This window comes from Amycolatopsis sp. NPDC005003, assembly GCF_053600695.1.
In genome coordinates, this window is the sequence record NZ_JBSGAI010000027.1 from 15,672 (window position 1) to 35,473 (window position 19,802).

Annotated in this window: 18 protein-coding genes and 2 pseudogenes; 13 read left to right on the plus strand and 7 right to left on the minus strand. The window is 72.5% G+C overall.

The genetic code is table 11. The features are described 5' to 3' along the window. Positions 1 to 20 precede the first annotated feature (20 nt). From ACWED2_RS28365 to ACWED2_RS28380, 4 genes and pseudogenes are all read left to right on the plus strand, one after another. Positions 21 to 113: pseudogene (locus tag ACWED2_RS28365) on the plus strand (sigma factor); the annotation flags it as partial. Positions 114 to 221: 108 nt separating this feature from the next. Further along, positions 222 to 335: pseudogene (locus tag ACWED2_RS28370) on the plus strand (23S rRNA (adenine(2503)-C(2))-methyltransferase RlmN); the annotation flags it as partial. Positions 336 to 368: 33 nt separating this feature from the next. Next, a complete protein-coding gene (locus ACWED2_RS28375) occupies positions 369 to 635 on the plus strand; it encodes a hypothetical protein (protein WP_103343090.1) in 267 nt (88 codons plus the stop codon). Between the two features lie 92 nt (positions 636 to 727). Then, positions 728 to 1,036, plus strand: coding sequence for a hypothetical protein (locus ACWED2_RS28380; RefSeq protein WP_449693548.1), 309 nt, complete (start codon positions 728 to 730; stop codon positions 1,034 to 1,036). A 19-nt stretch (positions 1,037 to 1,055) separates the two neighbouring features. Here ACWED2_RS28380 and ACWED2_RS28385 read toward each other — a convergent pair whose 3' ends face one another. The 3 genes from ACWED2_RS28385 to ACWED2_RS28395 all read right to left on the minus strand — a co-directional run bounded on the left by ACWED2_RS28385 (position 1,056) and on the right by ACWED2_RS28395 (position 4,962). After that, positions 1,056 to 2,135, minus strand: coding sequence for an MAB_1171c family putative transporter (locus ACWED2_RS28385; RefSeq protein WP_449693549.1), 1,080 nt, complete (start codon positions 2,133 to 2,135; stop codon positions 1,056 to 1,058). After that, positions 2,132 to 2,647: an ImmA/IrrE family metallo-endopeptidase gene (locus ACWED2_RS28390; protein WP_449693660.1), complete on the minus strand. Its 516-nt coding sequence runs from the start codon at positions 2,645 to 2,647 to the stop codon at positions 2,132 to 2,134. The genes ACWED2_RS28385 and ACWED2_RS28390 overlap by 4 nt, the downstream gene beginning before the upstream one ends. A gap of 89 nt (positions 2,648 to 2,736) precedes the next feature. Continuing rightward, positions 2,737 to 4,962, minus strand: a complete 2,226-nt coding sequence (locus tag ACWED2_RS28395) for a molybdopterin-containing oxidoreductase family protein (RefSeq protein WP_449693550.1) — start codon at positions 4,960 to 4,962, stop codon at positions 2,737 to 2,739. A 212-nt stretch (positions 4,963 to 5,174) separates the two neighbouring features. Here ACWED2_RS28395 and ACWED2_RS28400 point away from each other — a divergent pair, with 212 nt between their 5' ends. Beyond that, positions 5,175 to 6,206 (plus strand): serine hydrolase domain-containing protein, encoded by a 1,032-nt coding sequence (locus ACWED2_RS28400; protein ID WP_449693551.1) that lies wholly within the window; start codon positions 5,175 to 5,177, stop codon positions 6,204 to 6,206. A 3-nt stretch (positions 6,207 to 6,209) separates the two neighbouring features. Here the strand turns inward: ACWED2_RS28400 and ACWED2_RS28405 are convergent, their stop codons facing one another. Together ACWED2_RS28405 and ACWED2_RS28410 are read right to left on the minus strand one after the other, a co-directional pair. After that, positions 6,210 to 7,835 (minus strand): DUF2079 domain-containing protein, encoded by a 1,626-nt coding sequence (locus ACWED2_RS28405; RefSeq protein ID WP_449693552.1) that lies wholly within the window; start codon positions 7,833 to 7,835, stop codon positions 6,210 to 6,212. Positions 7,836 to 7,973: 138 nt separating this feature from the next. Then, a complete protein-coding gene (locus ACWED2_RS28410; protein ID WP_449693553.1) occupies positions 7,974 to 8,216 on the minus strand; it encodes a helix-turn-helix domain-containing protein in 243 nt (80 codons plus the stop codon). Positions 8,217 to 8,367: 151 nt separating this feature from the next. On the opposite strand from ACWED2_RS28410, the gene ACWED2_RS28415 reads away from it, so the two are divergent. Continuing rightward, positions 8,368 to 8,985: a DNA-binding response regulator gene (locus ACWED2_RS28415; RefSeq protein WP_449693554.1), complete on the plus strand. Its 618-nt coding sequence runs from the start codon at positions 8,368 to 8,370 to the stop codon at positions 8,983 to 8,985. Here the strand turns inward: ACWED2_RS28415 and ACWED2_RS28420 are convergent. After that, complete coding sequence (locus ACWED2_RS28420; RefSeq protein ID WP_449693555.1) at positions 8,982 to 12,584, minus strand: AAA family ATPase; 3,603 nt, start codon at positions 12,582 to 12,584, stop codon at positions 8,982 to 8,984. The genes ACWED2_RS28415 and ACWED2_RS28420 overlap by 4 nt on opposite strands. 102 nt (positions 12,585 to 12,686) lie before the next feature. Between ACWED2_RS28420 and ACWED2_RS28425 the strand changes: the two genes are divergently transcribed. Continuing rightward, positions 12,687 to 13,718 (plus strand): hypothetical protein, encoded by a 1,032-nt coding sequence (locus ACWED2_RS28425; protein ID WP_449693556.1) that lies wholly within the window; start codon positions 12,687 to 12,689, stop codon positions 13,716 to 13,718. A gap of 25 nt (positions 13,719 to 13,743) precedes the next feature. On the opposite strand, the gene ACWED2_RS28430 is transcribed toward ACWED2_RS28425, so the two are convergent. Beyond that, complete coding sequence (locus ACWED2_RS28430) at positions 13,744 to 14,175, minus strand: MerR family transcriptional regulator (RefSeq protein WP_449693557.1); 432 nt, start codon at positions 14,173 to 14,175, stop codon at positions 13,744 to 13,746. Positions 14,176 to 14,199: 24 nt separating this feature from the next. On the opposite strand from ACWED2_RS28430, the gene ACWED2_RS28435 reads away from it, so the two are divergent. From ACWED2_RS28435 to ACWED2_RS28460, 6 genes are all read left to right on the plus strand, one after another. Then, entirely contained in the window at positions 14,200 to 15,588 is a 1,389-nt protein-coding gene (locus tag ACWED2_RS28435; protein WP_449693558.1) for an MFS transporter, read from the plus strand. Positions 15,589 to 15,850: 262 nt separating this feature from the next. After that, a complete protein-coding gene (locus tag ACWED2_RS28440) occupies positions 15,851 to 16,222 on the plus strand; it encodes a YciI family protein (protein ID WP_449663394.1) in 372 nt (123 codons plus the stop codon). A gap of 49 nt (positions 16,223 to 16,271) precedes the next feature. After that, entirely contained in the window at positions 16,272 to 17,096 is an 825-nt protein-coding gene (locus ACWED2_RS28445) for an NAD(P)H-binding protein (RefSeq protein ID WP_449693559.1), read from the plus strand. A gap of 83 nt (positions 17,097 to 17,179) precedes the next feature. After that, positions 17,180 to 18,058 (plus strand): M48 family metalloprotease, encoded by an 879-nt coding sequence (locus tag ACWED2_RS28450; RefSeq protein ID WP_449693560.1) that lies wholly within the window; start codon positions 17,180 to 17,182, stop codon positions 18,056 to 18,058. 107 nt (positions 18,059 to 18,165) lie between these two features. After that, the gene (locus ACWED2_RS28455) at positions 18,166 to 18,516 is read left to right on the plus strand and encodes a YciI family protein (protein WP_449693561.1); all 351 of its coding nucleotides are present in this window, start codon (positions 18,166 to 18,168) and stop codon (positions 18,514 to 18,516) included. Between the two features lie 5 nt (positions 18,517 to 18,521). Then, on the plus strand, positions 18,522 to 19,766 hold the full coding sequence (locus ACWED2_RS28460) for an RNA polymerase sigma factor (RefSeq protein WP_449693562.1): 1,245 nt from the start codon (positions 18,522 to 18,524) through the stop codon (positions 19,764 to 19,766). The last annotated feature ends 36 nt before the right edge of the window (positions 19,767 to 19,802 follow it).

The window sequence follows — 19,802 nt, forward strand, 5'->3', positions numbered from 1 at the left end:
CCCAGTCAGGCCGAGCTGGTCCGGCTGAGGACGTGCTTCAGGAAGCCCTCGTCCGGGCTTGGCGCAGCCTCGGCGGACTGGACGAGCGCGGGTTCGTCCGGGCCTGGCTGTACAAGATCGCGGCAACCGCTGCCGGCCCCTGGAGCGACTCGGCCGCCACGAGTTGCCCTTTGATGAGTAGGCCGCAGGTTGGAGATTCGGGTAGAGCAGAAACGGATGAGCGGGAGCGAGAGTTCGTGCGGGTGGTGAACGCCGGGGGAGTAGCGTGCACGGTGCGTGACACGCGCGGCCAGGAGATCGCCGCCGCCTGTGGGCAGCTTGCTGCCGAGGGCTGATTTTTTCGTTTCGGTTATGGAGAATTCGTCGTGATGTATGCGCCCAGCCTGCTGGACCCGGCTGCGGAATCGTTGAAGCTGTCGGACGTTTGCGGCGCGACGCAGGTCGCCCGTGAGGCGCGGACGCTGCTCGGTGAGCGGTTCAGCTCGGTGACTTTCATGTACGTGCTGATGCGGGCGTACGAGGTCGAGTACAACGCGGCGCGGGACGCTTCGCGCTGGCACGAGTTCCATGGCGGCCCGCGGGCGCTGTCGGACGCCGACCTGGAGAAGCTGCTCGCTCCGTGGCTCGACCGCTGACCGGCTGAGCCGCCGAACGGCCGGGCCGGGCTCGCGAACGGTGGCAGACAGGCCCCTGCCGCGCTGTTAGAACAGTATTCATGATGCGACGGATGGCTCGGTACACAGCAATCGCCGTGGGGGTCGTTTCGCTGACCGGTGCCGGGGTCGGGCCGGCGCACGCCGTCAGCGGCCCGATCCAGAGCTTCACCTTCCGCGGGAGCACGTTGACCGCGGTCAACGAGTATTCCTACTTCCCGCTCGGGCCCATCATCCCGTTGCCCGTGTCGATTTCCCGGCTGACCGGCGGTGCCGCGCAGGTCGTGGCCAGCGGCAAGGGCTTCGTGCAGTACCAGTGCAGCGGTACGGCGGCCAACACCTACACCGCCAACGGCGTGGAGCTCACCGTGCCCTGCGGCTGAGCGGGGGACGACGCTGCGGTCAGCCCGCGAGTGATTCGGACAGGGTGACCAGCTCGCGGGCGTCGTCGTCCAGGCTGCCGCCGTCCGGGATCGCGATCGGCATCGGCTCTTCCGGGGCCGGTTCGCGGCGGGCGTGGGCGCGCAGGGCCTCCGTCAGCCGCTCCGGCAGCGGGCCGTCCAAGCGGGCGACGTACGGGCTGATGCGGACCAGCCCGTCGCGGCATTCGATCACCCGGCGGTAATAGCGGCGGTGGACGCCCAGCAAGCTCAGCGTGTCCCAGCGGCCGAGCGGGGTGCGGCTCAACGCGTCCTCCGGGAACGCCTCGTGCAGCCTCGTCCACAACGGACGGAGGCGGTGGTACGTCCGCAAGTGCTGCCACCACACGCGGGCCGCCGCCAGGCGGGTTGCGACGCCCGGGTACGACAGGCCGACCACGAGCAGGATCGCGCTCGGGAACACCATGAACACCGTGGCCTGGACCAGCAGCCAGGGGATCGCCGCGCCGGCCCAGTGGACCAGCACCACCGCGATCAACGTCGCTCCGCCCACCGCGCCGAACGCGAACCCCACCGACGCCACCGAAAGGCCGCGGGCCAGCCGTGGTGCCGCCCCGCGTGCGTAGCGCCGGGCGAAGAAGCAGGCGCTCGCGATGCCGTAGGTGAGGTACAGGTCGGCCGCGAGGTAGAACACCGAGACACCGGCGCGGGGGTACTGCGCCGGCGGGACGTCCGGCATGAGCACCGTGACCGTCGCCATCACCAGGATCGCCGCGCCCAGCGGGATTGCTTCCAGCCGGGCCCGCCGCCGTGCGCGAAAGCCCGGCAACGCCGAGAACAAGAAGAAGCACGCCAGGGAAAAGACCAGGCCGCACAGGAAAATGTGCTGGAACAGCAGCGGCACGATCCGCCCGGGCTCGGGCTGGTTGACGTCGCCCGCCAGCAGGCCCAGCGGGTACGCGGCCGCGAAACAGGCCAGGCAGGCGGTGACCATCCAGCGTGCGACGTCGCCCGGGGCGCGGGTCAGCTGGTAGCTCTTCCACAGCAGCGCGGGGAACAGGATGACGCCCTGGACCACGATCAGCGTGACCTTGCTGTTCACAGCCAGCCCAGCCGTTCGTCCAGCGCGGCGTCGATCCGCCGCGCGGCGCCCTCGCCCGACGACGGCGGGGAGACCCGGTCGAGGACCGACGCCCACTCCAGGATGATCGTCGCCACCGTCTCGGCCTCCCGCTCGTGGTCGGTGTCGTAGGAGGTGCGCAGCAGGGCCCGGCGGACCGCCGCCGGCTCCAGGCCCGGCGCCAGCTGGGAGACCAGGTCGAAGTTCTCCGCGGTGGCGCCGTGGCCGGCCAGCAGGTGGCCCAGCTCGTGCAGGATGATGTGGCGCTGGTGGGCCTTGCTCGTGTCCTGCTGGTAGACGATGTAGTCGGCCTGGGCGGTGGCGATCCACGCGCCGAACGGTCCCGGCACCGGGATCCGGTGCGGCAGCAGCCGGATCGGGCGGCCGCGCTGCTCGCCGACGCTGCGGCACAGCTCCACGACGTCGAGGGGCGGCCGGATGCCCAGTTCGTTCAGCAGCCGCCTGCAGCGGCGCCGCAACTCGCGTTCCTTCACCAACCGCCTTGCCATCGCCGTCGGACCCACGGACGGTCCTACCGTAGACGACGCCGCCCCAGTCGATCATCGCCCGCCCCGGGGACCCGCTAACCGTTCTCCAGCGCGATTTCGCAGAGTGACGCGCGCAGCGGTGAACTGCCGCTCACCGGGTCGCTCGGTCCCTGGCCCAGCACGAGGTTGAGGTTGGCGCTGCCCTCGCCGACGACCGGGTAGCCCGGCTCGCCGAGCCCGGCGGCCGGTTGCCACCAGCCGTGCTGGCCGCACACGACGCCCGGGTCGAGGTTGACGTTGAACTTCGCCCGTGCGCGGACGCTGCCGCGGGGCGTCTCCAGCCGCACCCAGTCGCCGGCGGTGATGCCGCGCGCCGCCGCCGTGTCGGGGTGCAGTTCGACCTGCGGGTCGGGGGCGGACTTGCGCAGGCTGGTGATGGCGCGGTGCTGGGTTTCGCAGAAGAACAGCGACTTGGCGCAGGTGAGGATCAGCGGGTACCGGGCCGCCAGGTCCGGCCGGGACAGCGGGCTGAGCGACGGCTCGTCGTAGGTCGGCAGCGGCGGGTATCCCTCCCGCAGCAGCGCCGCGGAGTACAGCTCGACGACGCCGGACGGGGTCCGGAAGCCGCGCTGCTCGTACTTCCGGTGGACCGTCCGCAGTGGCAGGCGGACGCCCTCCGGCGCGGCCCGCAGCTGCTCGAGGCCGAGGCCGCTGGGCGCGAGCTGGTGGCGCCAGGCCGCCTCGATGTCGCCGTCGAAGAAGTGCTCGCCCAGCCCGAGCGCGAGCGCGAGGTCGAAGATGATCCGCAGGTCGGGACGGGCTTCCCCGCGCGGGGCGACCAACCGGCGCCGCAGCTGGACGGTGGCCTGCGCGTCCTGGCCGGTCTCGAACCCGATCCGCAGCGCTTCGGCTTCCCACGCGCTCGTCGCCGGCAGCACGAGGTCGGCCTGTTCCGCGGTCGGGGTCATGAACAGGTCCGTGTGCACGAAGAAGTCCAGCGCGCCGAGCGCGTCCCGGCCGCGGGCGCTGTCGCCGTGGGCCAGCACCAGGTTGGCGCCGAAGTTGACCAGCGCCCGGGCCCGGTACGGGACGCCGTCGAGTGCCGCCCGGTAGAAGTCCTCGCCGGTGACGAACTCGAACCGCGCCGGGCCGAGCGGCCGCTCGCCGACGCCGATGGCCTTGGCCCGCTGGGCGGGGGCGAGCAGCGCCGCGCCGTCGACCGGGTTCGACGGCACGGGCGTGAACAGGACGTTCCCGCCCGGCACGTCGAGGCAGCCGGTGAGGGCGTACAGCTGGCCGATGGCGCGCACGGTCTGCGTCGCGTTGCTGTGCTGTTCGAGCCCGCTCCAGGTGTAGAACGCGACCGGACGCGCTTCCCACAGCAGCCGGGCCACGGCGGTGATCCGGTCCGCGGGCACGCCGGTGATCCGCTCGGCGGCCTCGGGGGTGAACCGGGCGCACTCCTCGGCGATGAGGTCGAGGACCCGGCGGGTCGCCACGCCGTCCGGCGGGGGCGTGCCGGGCGCCAGCGGCTCGCCGGTGTCGGTCCGGACCGCCCACGACGCATTGGTCCACCGGTTCGCGAAATCGTGGTCGTACCAGCCGTTTTCCAGCATCTGGCCGGTGATCGCCAAGGCCAGTGCGGCGTCCGTGCCGGGCCGGACGCGCAGCCAGTGGCCGGCCTTGCTCGCCAGGCCGGCCCGGCGCGGATCCACCACGACGAGCTTCGCGCCCCGCCGCAGCGCGGCCGTGGTCGCGGTGGCGTGCGCGAGCCGGGACACCGACGGGTTGTACCCCCAGTAGAGGATGCAGCCGGCGTTCTCGAGGTCGGGCAGGTAGCCGCCGGGCACCGGCTCGCCCCAGGTGTAGGTGGTGGCCAGGTGGCGGCCCCAGCCGCACAGCTCCATGTAGCTGACGAGGTTCGGGCTGCCGAAGGCGCGCCGGAGCCGCGTCAGCCAGTCGACGGAGTCCGACATGGCCGACGTCGACGGCGAAGCGCTGCCGAAGACGACGGCTTCCGGCCCCGACTCCGCGGCGATCGCGGTCAGCCGCGACGCGACGGTGGCCAGCGCCTCGTCCCAGCTCAGCCGTTCCCAGCCCGGGTCCGCCGCGCCCTTCGGAGCGGTCCGCCGCAGGGGGTGCAGCAGCCGGCCGGGGTGCTCGACGATCTCCGGCGCGGCCTTCCCCTTGACGCACAGGGCCTGCCCGGTGGGGTGGCCGGGCAGCGGGCGCAGGGCGAGCAGGCGCCCGTCTTCGACGGTGGCGGTGGCCCCGCACCGGGACACGCACAACGGGCAGAACGTCGCCACTTCCGTCGCCATCGGTGCACCCCCGAGAACTGGCAAGGACTGGCACTGCTCCATCCAGAGCATTCATCGTGGCACCGGCGCGCCCGGGTGGCGCACTACAAGTTGATAAAGGACATTTCGTGGGGAATTCGCCGATTTAATTCGGTGGCGTGGTCGGGGGAGACGGAGTTGAGTCGGCTCCCATGGTGCAGGTGCACGGGACGTGCGATGAACGGTTCGGAGAGGTGCGCGACGCGCTCGCGGAGTCCTTGGCCAAGGACGACGTCGGCGCTTCGGTCGCGGTCGTCGTCCGCGGCGAGCCCGTGGTCGACCTGTGGGGCGGGTACGCCGACGCCGGCCGGACCGTGGCCTGGGAAGAGAACACGATCACCAACGTCTGGTCCACCACCAAGACGATGATCGCGTTGTGCGCCTTGATCCTCGCCGATCGGGGAGACCTCGACCTCGACGCGCCGCTCGTCCGGTACTGGCCCGGGTTCGGCGCCGCGGAGGTGCGGGTGCGGCACGTGCTGTCGCACACCGCGGGACTGCCCGTCTGGGACACCCCGATCACGCTCGAAGACCTGGCCGACCGGCCCAAGGTCACCGCGCTGCTCGCCGCGCAGGAACCGCGCTGGACGCCCGGGGAAATCGGCTGCTACCACGCGGTGACCCAGGGATTCCTGCTCGGTGAGGTGGTCCGGCGGATCACCGGGAAGACGATCGGCGCGTTCTTCGCCGCGGAAGTGGCCGGCCCGCTCGGAGCGGATTTCCACATCGGACTGCCCGATGCCCTCCACGACCGCGTCGCGCCGTCCCTGGCGCCGCCCGGAGGGTTGACCGTGCCGCCGCCCACCGAACTGTTCGACGCCGCCCCCAATCCCGCGTTCGTGCCCGAGGACACGAACACCGCGGCGTGGCGGCGCGCGGAGATTCCCTCGGGGGCCGGCTACGGCAACGCCCGGTCGGTCGCCAGGGGCCAGTCGGTCCTCACCTCCGGCGGTGCCGGGCTGCTGTCGCGGGCCGGGTGTGAGCGGGCCCTGGAAGAGCAGTACCACGGTCTCGACTACGGCCTGGGCGTCTCGATGCGGTACGGCATGGGCTACGGCATCAGCGGCCGCAACTGCTTCTGGGGCGGCATGGGCGGTTCCCTGGTGTTCAACGACCTCGACGCCGGCCTCACCGTGGCCTACGTGATGAACCAGATGCTCGACGCCATCACCGGCGACGGCCGCGGCATGACCATGGTGGGCGCGGCCTACAGCGGCCTGGGGTGAGTGTCAGCCGATCCGGTACAGGAGGCCGTCGCGGACGGCGACCACGGCGAGCGGCCCGTTCGTGGGACCCGCCGTCGCCTGCCAGGCCGTCGCGCCCGGTGCCGCGGCCTGGCCGGGGGTGAGCGGCAGGCCCGCGCTGCCGCCGCCGGTCACCGTGCCGGCCGGGTCGGTGACGAGAAGGCAGTCCGGCTGCGGGCCGTCGAGGGCGACCCAGCCGGTGATGAGCGCGCCGGGGTCCGTGGCCGGGGTGTCGAGCGCGCCGCGCACCGGCCGGGCGGTGCCCAGGTCGACGTGGCTGCCGAGTTCGGGACCGTGGCAGCCCAGGGTGAACGCGCCGGTGAACGGGTAGGCCTGCAGCGCGCGGGCGGCAGGGCGGGCGGCGCGCTGGATGTGCAGCGCCTCCAGCGCCGCCGGGGCGTCGACGCGCAGCGCGACGGCGGACAGGGTGAGCGGGGCGTAACTGCGGCGGACCTGGTCGGCCTTGCCACCGCCGATCGCGTGCGTCACCAGTGCCAGGGTGACCACGGCCGCGACGACGTACCGGTGTGGCCACTGTGGACGGTGCAGCGCGGCCAGCACGGTCAGTGCGCTCGTCGCCAGCGCCGCGACCAGGACGTACCGGCTGATGAGCCCGACGTTGCCGCCGGGAACGTTCGCCGTCGTGCGGCCGAGCGCGAGCATCGCCGCCAGCGCGAAGGCGTAGAGCGCCAGACCGGCCCAGCCCGCGTCCGCGGCCGTCCGGGTGGCGATCGTCCGGCGCAGCAGCAGGCCGAGCAGGGCGATCGTGCACCCGCCGGCGATCACCGCGACGACGGCGATGTCGACCGACCACAGCCCGCCGACGGCGGCGGCGCCGACGGACAGGCGTCCGTCGGGGTCGAAGGCCGCTGTCGCGCCCGACTGCGTCCCGGCGGGCTTGGTGAGCCACCACGCGACGAGGACGACCACGCCGGCCACGGCCGGGATCGCCACCCGGAGCCGGGATTCCCCGCGCAGCCAGGCGACGAAGGCGATGACGAACCAGATCGGCAACGCGGCGCCGAAGCAGAGGCACCCGACGACGGCGGCCGCGGCCGCGCCGCCCTGCCGCCCGCGGTGGGCACAGGCGAGGGCGATCGTGCACGCCGTCACCGCGGGGACCCAGCTGATGCCGTTGGTGCCCTGCACCCAGAGTTCGGTGGCGTGGGAGGAGAACAGCAGCCACGAGACGGCGGCCGTCAGCGCGCCACGGGCGGGCTGCTCGGGCAGCATCGAGCGCAGCGCCAGGACGGCGACGGCGAGCAGGACGACGGTCAGGACGGTGAGGACGCGGTTGTCACCGCCGAACCACGCCGCGTCGGCGTAGAAGAGCAGCGACGGCACGACGAACGGCTGGTCGAGGTGGTAGGTGAAGACCTGGCCGAGCAGGAGGTGCCCGTCGTCGTCGGTGATCTTGGCGAAGACGTGCCAGTAGTCGAGCAGCACGTGCATCCGCGGCGCGCGCACGGCGGCCAGCAGCGCCAGCCCGGCGGGCAGCGCGGCGAAGAGCCACCAGGCGAGGCCCGCCGGCCGCCTGCCCGGCGAGGCGACCCGCGCGATCGGCGCGGCGACGTCCGGTCCGACGGCGTCGGCGAGCGCTGGCTGCGTCATGGGTCTCCTGCCGGGGAACGAGGTGCGGTCCGGCGGCGGCCGGACCGCCCGGCATCGTATCCGGCGGCCGTTCTCCCCAGGGCGCCCTGGTGACCTGCGCTTTCGCGGCGGAGATGGCTTTCTGGCCTCGGAGCGGTGCTACCTCGCCGTCCGGCCGATCACTGCCAGGACCGCGTAGACGTGATCGAGTTGGAGCCGGTAGCCCTCGTCGCGCATGCGGTCGAAGATCTGCTCCGCTGTCCAACGCGGCTTCGTTGCCACCAGCTCCACGATGCGGTGCCGCTGCTGCTCCGGAATCTGGGAGAGGTTCTTCGGGACCACCCGGTCGGATCCGGAGGTGGCGTGATGTGGTGGGTCGTAGGTGTCGTCGTCGTAGACCATGTGCCCTCCCGGCGCCAGTCGTAGGGTCCGACGCTAGGAAGTGCCGAGGTCGCAGAGCTACGACCGGTTGTGGCGGGAACATGACCGACGGCGTGGCGGACGTCGGCAGCGTTGCGACGTCAGGCGGGCGGTCGTGCCTAGGCTGACAACGGTGACCGTGCCCGTTGCCGTCGTCGACCCGCTGCCGATGTACCGGCAGGGAGTGGCCGCCGTGCTGTCACCGGCCGGCTTCACCGTGGAGTGCCCGGAGGACGTCGTCTCCTGGGCGCGGGGAGCGCAGCGCACGCTGGTGCTGCTGACGCTGGCCTCGGAACGCTCGTGGGACAGCCTGCGGCGGCTCCGCGAACTGGGCCTCCCGCATCTCGTGGTCGCGCTGGTCGAAGAGAACGCGTCCGGACTCGGGGCCACGGCCGTGCGGTCGGGCGCCCGGTCGGTGTTGTGGCGGGATGTCGCTCCGGCGGTGCTGCGGCGCACCGTCGAAGCGACGCTCGACGGTCATGCCGTGCTTCCCGCCGCCGTCGCGGATGTGCTGGCCGCCGGGCCGGCCCGGGCCGGCCTGCCCCTGCCGGAGCAGGTTTCGTGGTTGCGCCACCTGGCGGCGGGCTCGACCGTGGCCCGGCTGGCCGACGAGGTCGGCTATTCGGAGCGAGCCATGTTCCGCCTGCTGCGGACGCTCTACGAGCAGATGGGCGTCGGCAACCGGACGGAGGCCATCATCCGGGCCCAGGAACTGGGGTGGCTGGTGCCGGCGATGATCGCCGAGGACTAGTCCGGTGTGCCGGAGTGGCGGGATCCGGTGCCGCAGGCGTCGATGGCCGGTTGCAGCAGTCCCGGGTCCGGCGAGCTCCGGTCGAGCCGCGTCAGCATCAGCTTCAGGCGATCGATGAGGACGGGAGCCGGGGACGTCGGGATGCTTCGGGCGGTCCGGAACGCGGTCACCGCCCGGCCGAGTGCGTCCGGGTCGGCAGGATGGCGAGCGCACAGCGCGAAGCCCAGCATGTCCCAGGCGGTGAAGTCGGTTCCGTCCCGCCGGGTTCGCTCGGTCGCTTCCTCGTACAGCCGTTGGAAGTGGTCCTCGGCCTTGCCGGTGTTGCCGCGCAGCCGCTCGGTCAGCGCCAGCAACGCCACCACGATCAGCGCGCGTCCTCCGAGCCGGTACCGGTGGGCCCTCGTGATCTCCTGGGCGGCCGTCTTGGGGTCGTTGTCGGCGAGGGAGGCGACGCAGAGCGTCGTGCGGGCCTGCAGGAGCGTGACCGGGTCGGAGATCTTCAGCGCTTGGTCCACGGCCTCGGTCGCGATTCTCGCCGCGGCACCGGTTTCTCCGCGGCTGAGCTCGAAGTCGGCTTCCGCGTCGAGGTAGGAGCCGGTCAGCCACAGGCCAGGGCGTTGCTCGGCCGTTCTTTTCGCCGCGTCGAGATAGCCGGTCGCGTCGTCGGGCTGCCCCAGTTCCGTGTGCCAGCGGGCCAGCTTGAGCGTGCACCGGAACGCCGTCGTCGCGGCTTGGTGACCCGCTTCGCGGGCCGGGGTCTGCGCATACACGGCCAAGGCTCGCCGGGCGTGGGCGATGGCCTCGTCGTAGCGCCCCCACCGCCGGAGGCAGCTCGCCAGACCTTCCAGGGCGCCCAGCACGACTTCCGGCTGCTCGCCGTCGAGTGCCTCCCGGAGCGCCAGGTCGTGGTAGCCGAAGGCGAGCGAGGTCTCGTTGCGGTACATGTACATCGCGGCCATGTTGGCGCGCAGCCGGGTCCGGCTGGCGTCGTCGTCGCGGTGCTGGGCGATCTTCAATGCCCGGCCGTAGGCCTCGCTCGCTTCCGCGGTCATCCCCTTCTTGGCATACAGGTCGCCGAGCGCGTTTTCGTTGGACATCTGCTGGTGGGAGTCCTCCAACAGGTCTCGGATCTCCTCCCGTTGGGACAGCAGGAGGTGCCGGCAGTTCCAGCCGTCCAGGATCCGGTCGATCGGCTCGAGCACCGAGTAGGCCGTGGCGAAGTGGCGATACCTCAGCAAAGCGGTGAACTCGGCGAGCCGCGTCCGCAGCTCACCCGGGTTGTGCACCGGCGCGGGGTGGCGCTCGCGCAACTCCTCCGCGGCACGGAGAAGCAGGTCCGAACGGCTGCGGTCCAGCTCCTTGCCGAGCATGCGTTCGAGATCGGAGCCGGTCAGGGAGACCTGGCCCGGTCTCCGGCGCACGAGACCCCAGGCGACCAGCTGCCGGAGAGCATTGTCGACCACGGGCCTGGGGGCCTCCTCGAGGACGGTGGCCAGGGCTTCGACTTCGACCGGCGTGGCGAACGCGGCCAGTGCGTCGAGGACGCGCCGTCGTTGCTGGCCGATGCGTTTGAGCAGGGTCTCGACGAGGTGCCCGGCCACGTCGGCGCGCGGAAGGGTGCTGATCCGGTCGATGAGGGTGCCGGCGTCGTCGGCGGTTCCGTCGAGCGTGAGGATCGCGTGCGCGACTTCCGCGGTGCGCGGGTTACCCTGCACCGCTCGGTGGAACCGGTCAAGCAGAGCGGGGGGCTGCTCGGAGAGACCGGAGGGCTGAACGTCGTCCCGGGAGGCGAGGAACTCCACGAAGTATTCGTACGGAAGGTCTTTCACCGGTACGGCGTCCGCCGCGCCCGGCCACGTGGCGCGGGGCGATTTCGGCGGGGTCGTGGTGACGAGGACCAGCTTCACCCGGTGCCGCTCGGTCGCCAGCACCTCGAACGCCTCGTCGAGGTCGAGGTCGGCCAGCTGCTCCGTCTCCGGCCGGAGCAGGTGCTCGGCGGACTCGACGACGACGACCACCGGCTCGTCGCCGAGTGCTGCCTCGAGCTGGGCGAGCGAGGACCGGGGCGGTTGGTCCGCGTGGTGCGGGAGCGGGCCACCGCCCACGGCTTCGGTCAGGGTGCGCACGTCGAACGGGATGTCCGGGAGGGCCTCGCGACGCTCCACCCGCAGACCGGACTGCTCGAGCCCCTCCAGGACCCAGTCCACCAGCACGGTTTTGCCGACACCCGAAGGGCCGTGCACGATGACGATCCCGCCGTTGCCCGCCGACAGCAGGGTGCGTAGGTCGCGTTCGTCGGGCTCACGGTCGAACATCCGGCGGTTCCGGCGGGCACGGGCGGCGGCCGGCGCCGGTTCTCCTCCCCGGCCGGCCGGGGACGACACCGTGACGGGAACCGGTGAGTGCGGGATCAGGATGGGGGGCAGCGGGTCCTGGTCTTCTTGCGGCACCGCCTGGTCGGCCAGTTCGGTGGCGGCGTGCGCAGCCAGCCAGAAGTACCACTCACGCTCGCGGGGACCGATGATGCTGCGGCCGGAGAGGATGAGCCCGATCGCGGCCACGCAGGTCAGGCGGAGCTTGCGCCAGTTCGTGACCTGGCCATCAGGACGGACGTACTCCTGCTCGGCCAGGTGGATGCCGGTGATCGTCTGGGCGAGCCGGACCGGCAGCTTGGGCTGCGGGGTGGTGGGGTCCAGCAGGCCCTCTCGCAGGTGCTGCCGTTGCCGGGGCCTCATGCGTTGCAGGTAGGGCGCCGCCGCGGTGAGCATGAGGTAAGCCGGATCCCACGGGAGCGGTCCGTCCGGCTGGTACCGGGACAGGTCGACGAGGTGGTACTCGACCGGCTTGGTAGCCGTTCTGGCGACCAGCAGGTTGCCCGGGTGGAGATCACCGTGGATCTTGCCGGGGAAATCGAAGACGGTGACACCCGGTGCGAACGACTCGTCTCCGGCCAGCGCGAACGGGTTGACCAGCAGTTCGGAGCCGTGGGCCAACCAGCGCCTCGAGCCGTCGAGGAGCCCGCGGTGCGGCGCGGCCCACGCGTGGAGGGTGCCGCCCGGCTCGACCCGGGGTCCGAGCAGGCGTGCCAGCACCTTCTGCACCGGTACCCGCGTGGGAGGGGCGGGGGCCCTGTTCCATTCGGTGAGCAGCGAGGTGACGATGTCGCGGTAGGTGTCCACCGCGGAGATGTGTTTTTCCCCGATTTCGGCGGACCCGATGAGTTCGCCGAAGCCGCCGCCGGCCACGTCCTGGAACATGATCTGACCGCCGTCCGGAAGCGACAGGACGTCGTAGGGGAGGCCGGTCATGTGGTCTCGGGCGAACGACTCCGCGTCGAGCCGGGCCTGTCGGTGCGCCGATTGTTCGCTGCCGGGCGAGCGACCCGGATGCGGTTTGATCTTCACCACCGTGCAGCGGGGAGGCGAGCCCGGCCGGGAGACGGTCACCCCGACCAGTTCCGCCGACGTGAACCCCGAGCCGGACCAGTTTTCCGAGTGCAGCCGGATGTCGTTGTCCGCCGCCCAGCGCCCTAGTACCTCTCGTGCCGGCTTGAAGCGGATCTCGGTGAGGAAGTGTTCCGTGGCCTGATCAAGGGGCACATCCGTCTCCAAAGTGTGCCGCACAGTCTAGGTCTCCGCCCGCGACGTCGAAAGGTACGATCGGCCGAAGCTGCCCCGTCGGACCGTGTGCGGAGAACCGTCGTGAAGAGGAGTTTCGCCGCCATCGGCGCGGGCATCGGCATCGGCGTTCTCATCGAAATCGGCTACGCCGCCGGAGGCGATCGCGCGATCCAGGCGCTGGCCGTCCTGCTCATGGTTTCCGCGGCGGCCTTCGTTTCCGGCGGTTTCCTGGGATTCCTGTTCGGTGTGCCGAAGATCCTGGCGACACGAACCGCCGACGACAGCCGGTCCGGTGCCCGCACGAGTGGTTATGCCGCCAACACGAACCTCGAACAGATCTCCGACTGGCTGACCAAGATCCTCCTCGGGGCCGGGCTGACCCAGATCGGCTCCCTGGGTCGGGAGTTCGGCGCGCTCGTGGGTGTCATCGCCCCGGCCGTCCGGCCCGGCGGCACCGCGGTCGCCTTCGTCGGCGCGATGCTGATCTCCTTCGGCGTCGGCGGGTTCATCGCCGGCTGGCTGACCACTCGGCTGCTGCTGGTGGCCGCGCTGACCCGGGCGGACCAGGACGCCCTCGACCGGTTCGTCGAGGCGCAGTACGCGGAACTCTCCGGAGATCCCGGTCAGGCGGAGGCACTGCGCAAAGAGGCGATCGGCTACCTCGGGAAGGACGTCGAGACCGTCGCCCGCCGGTACGACGAGAGCAGGCAGCTTCCCGCCGGGCCACTGCGCACCAGCGAGATGGAAAACATCACGAACCTCGCGCGCCAGGCCGCCACCGGTCAGCAATGGAGCGCGGACCAGGCTCGGCAGCTCTTCACACAGGAGAGCCCCGGCGCCCGCATCTTTGCGCTCGGCCTCATGCAGGGGAACACCGATCTCGCCGACTTCGGCACCGCCGTGGCCGCGGTGGGGCAGTCGAAGTCCGCGTTCGAGCAGTACCAGGGACTTCTGCTGGCGAGGTCGATGCTGGACGGCCTCGACGAAAGCCAGCGGAAGACGCTCCGCGAGGTCGTGTCGGCGCAGTTGGCGCCGGGCGGCTGGATCCGGAACGAAGGCGCGCGGTGGACGGTCGCCCGGTCGATCCTGGCGCGGTTGCCCGCGCCGGACTGACCACGCCGAGTCCCGCGGCCGGGGGTCAGTGCGGTTCGGCCGGCGCCCACAGGCTGTCCGCGTCGCCGGCCTCCAGGCGGCCTCGGTACACGCCGATCTTGCGGTCGATCAGCTTCAGGTTCTCCTGCAGCTCCGCCAGCCTCGCCAGGACGTCGGCGCGGTGCTCCTCCAGCAGCGCCAGGCGCTCCGGCTCGTTGCCGCGGCCCGCGGCGACCAGGTCGGCGTAGCGGCGGATCGTCTTGATCGGCATGCCGGTCGCGCGGAGCTTGGTGCAGATCTTGATCCAGTCGAGGTCCAGCTGCCGGTAGCGGCGACGGCCGCCGCTGGTGCGGTCGACGTCGGTCACCACCAGGCCCGCTCGTTCGTAGTAGCGCAGCGTGTGCGCGCTGACCCCGGTGCGGCGGGCCGCGTCCGCGATGGTCAGCCCCTCCGCGGGGATCGGGTTGACTTCGAGCACGCTCTAAATCCTAGCGTCGGAGGCATGACCGTTCCGACCACCCATCGCCCGGGGCTCGTGCTCGCGATCTGCTGCGCCAGCATCGTCGTCGTGGTGATGGACATCTCCATCGTCACCGTCGCGCTGCCCGCGATCCGCCGTGACCTGGGCGCTTCCGTCTCCGGCCTGCAGTGGACCGTCGACGCCTACACGCTGGTGCTGGCCGCCTTCCTCGTGCTCGCCGGGTCCGCCGCCGACCGGTTCGGCCGCAAACGCGTCTTCCGGTGCGGGCTCGCCGTCTTCGGCATCGGGTCGCTGCTGTGCAGCCTCGCCCCCGGCGTCGGCTGGCTGATCGCCGCCCGCGCGCTCCAGGCCGCCGGCGGCACCATGCTCAACCCGGTCGCGATGGCCATCGTCGCCACCACCTTCCCCGCGCCGGCCGAGCGCGCCCGCGCCATCGGCGTGTTCGGCTCGATGTCCGGCCTGGCCCTGGCGCTCGGGCCGATCCTCGGCGGTGCGCTCGTCGACGGCTTCGGCTGGCGGGCCGTCTTCTGGGTCAACGTGCCGATCATCGCCGCCGCGCTCGTGGCCACCACGTTGTTCGTGCCCGAGTCGCGCGCGCCGCGGGCCCGCCGCTTCGACCCGGTGGGGCAGGTGCTCGTGCTGCTGGTGCTGGGCAGCGTCGTCTCCGCGCTCATCGAGTCGCCCCGGCTGGGCTGGACGTCGCCGTGGATCCTCGGCCTGCTCGCCCTGGCCGGGCTCGGCGTGCTGGGCCTCCTCGCCTGCGAGCCGCGCCGCGCCGATCCGCTGCTCGAACTGCGCCTGTTCCGGAGCCTGTCCTTCAGCGGGGCGATCGTCATGGCGCTGTTCGCGCTCTGCGGGTTCGGCGCCTTCCTGTTCGTGACGACGCAGTACCTCCAGGACGTCCGGGGCCTGACCCCGCTGACGGCGGGGCTGTGCCTGCTGCCGGTCGGCGTGCTGGTCCTGGTCCTGTCGCCGCGGACCGGGCGGTTCGTCGGCACGCGGGGGCCGCGCCGGCCGCTGGTCGTCTCCGGCGTCGCGCTCGCCGCGGGCGGGGCCGTCTCGGCGTTCCTCGGCCCGGCCACGCCGCTGCCCGCCGTGCTCGCGACCTTCCTGCTGTTCGGCGTGTTCCTCGGCACGGTGAACCCGCCGATCACCAACACCGCCGTCTCCGGGATGCCGGGGTCGATGGCCGGGGTGGCGGCGTCGCTGGCCTCCGCGGGCCGGCAGACCGGCACCACCCTGGGGGTCGCGCTTTCGGGCCTGGGACACGGCGTGTGGTGGCTGGTCGCCGGGCTCGGAGCCGCTCTGGTCGTCCTCGCCCTGCTCGGCACCGGACGCCGGGCGGCCGCGACGGCCGGCCGGGCGGCGGCGCTGTTCGACGAGCTCACCCTCCCGCGACCGACGGGATGAGCTGCACGTCGGCGCCGGCGCGCAGCCGCCGCTCCAGCGCCGGGTACCCGTCGAGCCCGCCACAGATCCTTGCGGGTACCGATCGCGAGCGGGACGGACTCGGACACCTCTCGGCGGTGATGCAGGTCACAGATATCCTGCCGGAAAATCGCCCCGGGGAAATGTCGAACGCCGGCCGCGGCCGTTCGACGCGGGGGTGAAGGCCGGTCAGCGCGTCCGGGAACGCACCGGACCCCGGCCGAAGAACACCAGGGAGCACACCATGCGGTTTCTCATGATGCACCGGGTCGACGAGCACGACCCCAAGTCGTGGAACCCCAGCCAGGAGTTCATCGAGCAGATGGGCGGGTTCATCCAGGAGGCGGCGGAAAAGGGCATCCTGATCACGGCGGAGGGCGTCCACCCGACGGAGAAGGGCTCGCTGGTCCGCAAGCCGCGCGGCGCCGCGATCCGCGTGACCGACGGGCCGTTCGCCGAGGCCAAGGAGGTCATCGGCGGGTTCGCGCTGATCAACGCGGCGGACCGGGCGGAGGCCGTCGAGTTCGCCAAGCGGTATGTCGAGCTGTTCGACCAGGACATCGAGGTGGAGGTCCGCCAGGTCGTCGAGTTCGAGGACCTGCCGACGCAGGACTGACGACGTCCGGTGGCGCTAGGCTGGCCCGGAGCGGCTCTGGGGGTGAGCGATGTTCCTGGTCACCGGCGCCACCGGCAACGTCGGCGCGGAAGTGGTTTCGGCACTCGCGGGGGCGGGCGCCGGAGTCCGGGCGCTGGTGCGCCGGCCGGACGTCACCCTGCCGCCCGGGGCCGAAGCCGCGGTGGGCGACCTCAACGCGCCCGGCAGCCTCACGGACGCGCTCAAGGGCGTCGAGGCCGTCTTCCTGTTGCCCGGGTACGAGGACATGCCCGGCATGCTGGCTTTGGCCAGGGATGCCGGGGTGCGGCGGATCGTGCTGCTGTCCGGCGGTTCGGCGGCGCTGGCGGACATGGGCAACGCCGTGTCCCGCTACCTGGCGCTGTCCGAGCGCGCGGTGCGGGAATCGGGCCTGGACTGGACGTTCCTGCGGCCGCGCGCGTTCATGTCGAACGCCCTGCGCTGGCTGCCGCAGCTGCGCGCGGGCGACACGGTCCGCGTGCAGTTCCCGGACGTCCCGGTGGCGTGCATCGATCCGGCGGACATCGCGGCGGTGGCGGCGCTCGCCCTGGCCGGCGGCCACGAAGGCCTGGTGCACGAGCTGACCGGGCCGGTGGCGATGCGGCCGGTCGAGCAGGTTTCGGCGCTGGGTTCGGTGCTGGGGCGGGACCTGCGGTTCGTGGGGCTGTCGAACGACGAGACGCGGGCGGAACTCGAGGCGGCGATGCCGCGCGAGTACGTCGAGGCGTTCTGGAGCTTCTACGTCGACGGGACCCTGGACGAGGCGACGGTGTATCCGACGGTGCCGGAGGTGACCGGGCGGCCGGCGCGGACCTTCACCGAGTGGGCCGAGGCTCACGCGGACGCCTTCCGCTGACCGCCGCCGTCCGGTGGACGGCCGTTGTGCCGCGGGGCCGGTTCGGGCCAGGGTGGGTTCCTGCCGTCGGAGAGGGAGCGGACTTGCGCGGAGACCGGGCCAGGCCTGACCTCTCCGCCGTGCTCGCCGTCGTCCTCGCCGTCCCCGTCGTCGCCAGCGGCCTGCTCGTGCTCGCCCTGGCCGGGAAACTCGTCTGGCCAGCGCAGTTCTGGGTCCTTCCGGCCGGCTGGGTGCTGCTCGGCGCGATCACCTTCGTGCCCGCCTTCGAGCACTTCCTGCTGCCGTTGACCTTCGGCATGCGGCAGCCGACCACGCGCGAGCTCGCCCGGCTCACGCCCAGCTGGCAGGCCGTCTGCGCCGCCGCCGGGGTCGACGGTGCGCGCTACCGGCTGTGGGTCGACCGGTCCCGCGAGCTCAACGCCTTCGCCGCCGGGGGCCGGACCGTCGCCGTCACGCGGACCGCGTTGGACCTGCCGCCGCACGGCCTGGAGGCGATCCTGGCGCACGAACTCGGCCACCACCTGGCCGGGCACACCCGGATCTCGCTGTACGTGTGGTGGCTGGAGCTCCCGGCCCGGCTCCTGACCCGGCTGGTCCGGCTGCTCGCACGGGCCGTCCCGTACGCCGGGCGTGCGTTCGCCGCCTTCGGGCGGTCGGTCGCCGTTCTCGTCACCGTGCTGCTCACCCTCGGCATCCTCACCGCGCTCGCCTTCCTCGACCCGTGGCTGCTCCTGGCACCCCTGCTCGGCCCGGTGCTGGCCTGGTCGAAACGGCTCGGCGAGTACCGGGCCGACCTGGTGGCCGCGCGGCTGGGCTACGGGCCGGCGCTGATCGCGCTGTTCCGCGAGTGGATCCGGGCCGGTGGCGGCGACGAACGGCGGATGTGGGCGCGGCTGCTGGCCGGGCACCCCGCCCACGTCGACCGGATCAAGAAGCTGCAGGACCGCGGCTTCCGGGCGTGAGCCGCCCGGTGGTTTCCCGGCACGGGAAAATTCGCCCGCGGGCCTGTCCAACGGGCCGGCCGTCGTTCGTAGTGCCGGCGTACGGCAACCGAGCCACTGGAGGAACCGTGAAGTACCTGATGCTGATCAACGCCGCGCTCGACGCCGACGGCGTGCCCACCGGCTGCAGCACGCCCGAGGACTGGATGCTGTTCGACAAGTCCCTCAAGGAAGCCGGCGTCTACGTCGGTGGCGACTCGGTCGCCGACTTCACCACGGCCGCCGCGGTCCGGGTCGACGAGCGCGGCGAGCGGATCGTCACCGACGGCCCGTTCGCCGAGTCCCGGGAGGTGCTGGGCGGCTACTTCGTCGTCGACGTGCCGGACCTCGACGTCGCGCTCGGCTGGGCGGCGCGCTGCCCGGGCGCCCGCGACGGCGGGTCGATCGTGGTGCGGCCGCTCGCCGGCCACGGGGGCTGACGGCGGTGGCGGGGCGGGCGGACGCGTCGGTCGAGGCGGTGTTCCGGGAGGAGCGCGGGCTGCTGCTGGCCGCGCTCGTCCGCCGGTTCGGCGACCTCGACCTGGCCGAGGAGGTGACGTCGGAGGCGATCGAGGCGGCGCTGGTGCACTGGCCGGCCGAGGGCGTGCCGCCGAAGCCGGGCGCCTGGCTGATGACGACGGCCCGGCGCAAGGCCGTCGACCGGCTGCGCCGCGACCAGGCCTACGCGGCCCGGCTGGCGGTGCTGCAGGTCGAGGCCGAGCGAGCGGCGCCCGCCCCGCCTTCCGACGGCGGTCTCCCGGACGAGCGGCTCCAGCTGTTCTTCACCTGCGCTCACCCGGCGCTGCCGGCCGAGGACCGCACGGCGCTGACGTTGCGCTGCCTCGCCGGGCTGACGACCCCGGAGGTGGCCCGGGCGTTCCTGGTGCCGAGCGCGACGATGGGCAAGCGGATCGTGCGCGCGAAGAACCGGATCCGCACGCTGCGGATCCCGTTCCGCGTGCCGGACGCTCTTGAACTGCCCGGCCGGTTACCGGGCGTGCTGCAGGTCGTGTACTCGGTCTTCACCGAGGGCTACGCGGCGAGTTCGGGCCCGGACCTGCAGCGGCTCGACCTGGCGGAGGAAGCGATCCGCCTGGCCCGCATCCTGCGGCGCTTGCTGCCGGAGGAGCGGGAGGTGGCGGGCCTGCTGGCGTTGATGCTGCTGATCCACGCCCGCCGGGACGCCCGAACGGGCCCGGAGGGCGACCTGGTGCTCCTCGACGGCCAGGACCGCGCCCGCTGGGACCGGGCGATGATCGAGGAGGGGGCGGCCTTGGTGGTCACGGCGCTGACCGGAGGGCCACCGGGCCGGTACGGCGTCCAGGCGGCGATCGCGGCCCTGCACGACGAGGCCACGGACGTGGCGGGCACGGACTGGCCGCAGATCGTGGCGCTGTACGACGTGCTGCGTGGGCTGGCACCGTCGCCGGTGGTGGAGCTGAACCGGGCGGTGGCGGTGGCGATGCGCGACGGCCCGGCGGCGGGGCTGGAGTTGCTGGAGGAGCTGGCGGACGAGCCGCGGCTGCGGGGGTACAGCCCGTTCCCGGCGGCGCGCGGGGACTTGTTGAGCCGCATGGGCCGGCGCGAGGAAGCGGCGGCGGCGTATCGGGAGGCGTTGTCACTGGCGGGAACCGAGCCGGAGCGGGTTCACCTGCGGGGGAGGTTGGCCGAGGTGATCGGGGAGCGGTGAGGCAGCGATCTCGCCGCATCCGCGATCCGGCTGTGG

Excerpts from the sequence above, each read along its gene's own strand:
- ACWED2_RS28375 (WP_103343090.1), top strand. The coding sequence starts at position 369 with ATGTATGCGCCCAGCCTGCTGGACCCGGCTGCGGAATCGTTGAAGCTG.
- ACWED2_RS28380 (WP_449693548.1), top strand. The coding sequence starts at position 728 with ATGGCTCGGTACACAGCAATCGCCGTGGGGGTCGTTTCGCTGACCGGT.
- ACWED2_RS28395 (WP_449693550.1), bottom strand. The coding sequence starts at position 4,962 with ATGGCGACGGAAGTGGCGACGTTCTGCCCGTTGTGCGTGTCCCGGTGC.
- ACWED2_RS28405 (WP_449693552.1), bottom strand. The coding sequence starts at position 7,835 with ATGACGCAGCCAGCGCTCGCCGACGCCGTCGGACCGGACGTCGCCGCG.
- ACWED2_RS28410 (WP_449693553.1), bottom strand. The coding sequence starts at position 8,216 with ATGGTCTACGACGACGACACCTACGACCCACCACATCACGCCACCTCC.
- ACWED2_RS28435 (WP_449693558.1), top strand. The coding sequence starts at position 14,200 with ATGACCGTTCCGACCACCCATCGCCCGGGGCTCGTGCTCGCGATCTGC.
- ACWED2_RS28440 (WP_449663394.1), top strand. The coding sequence starts at position 15,851 with ATGCGGTTTCTCATGATGCACCGGGTCGACGAGCACGACCCCAAGTCG.
- ACWED2_RS28445 (WP_449693559.1), top strand. The coding sequence starts at position 16,272 with ATGTTCCTGGTCACCGGCGCCACCGGCAACGTCGGCGCGGAAGTGGTT.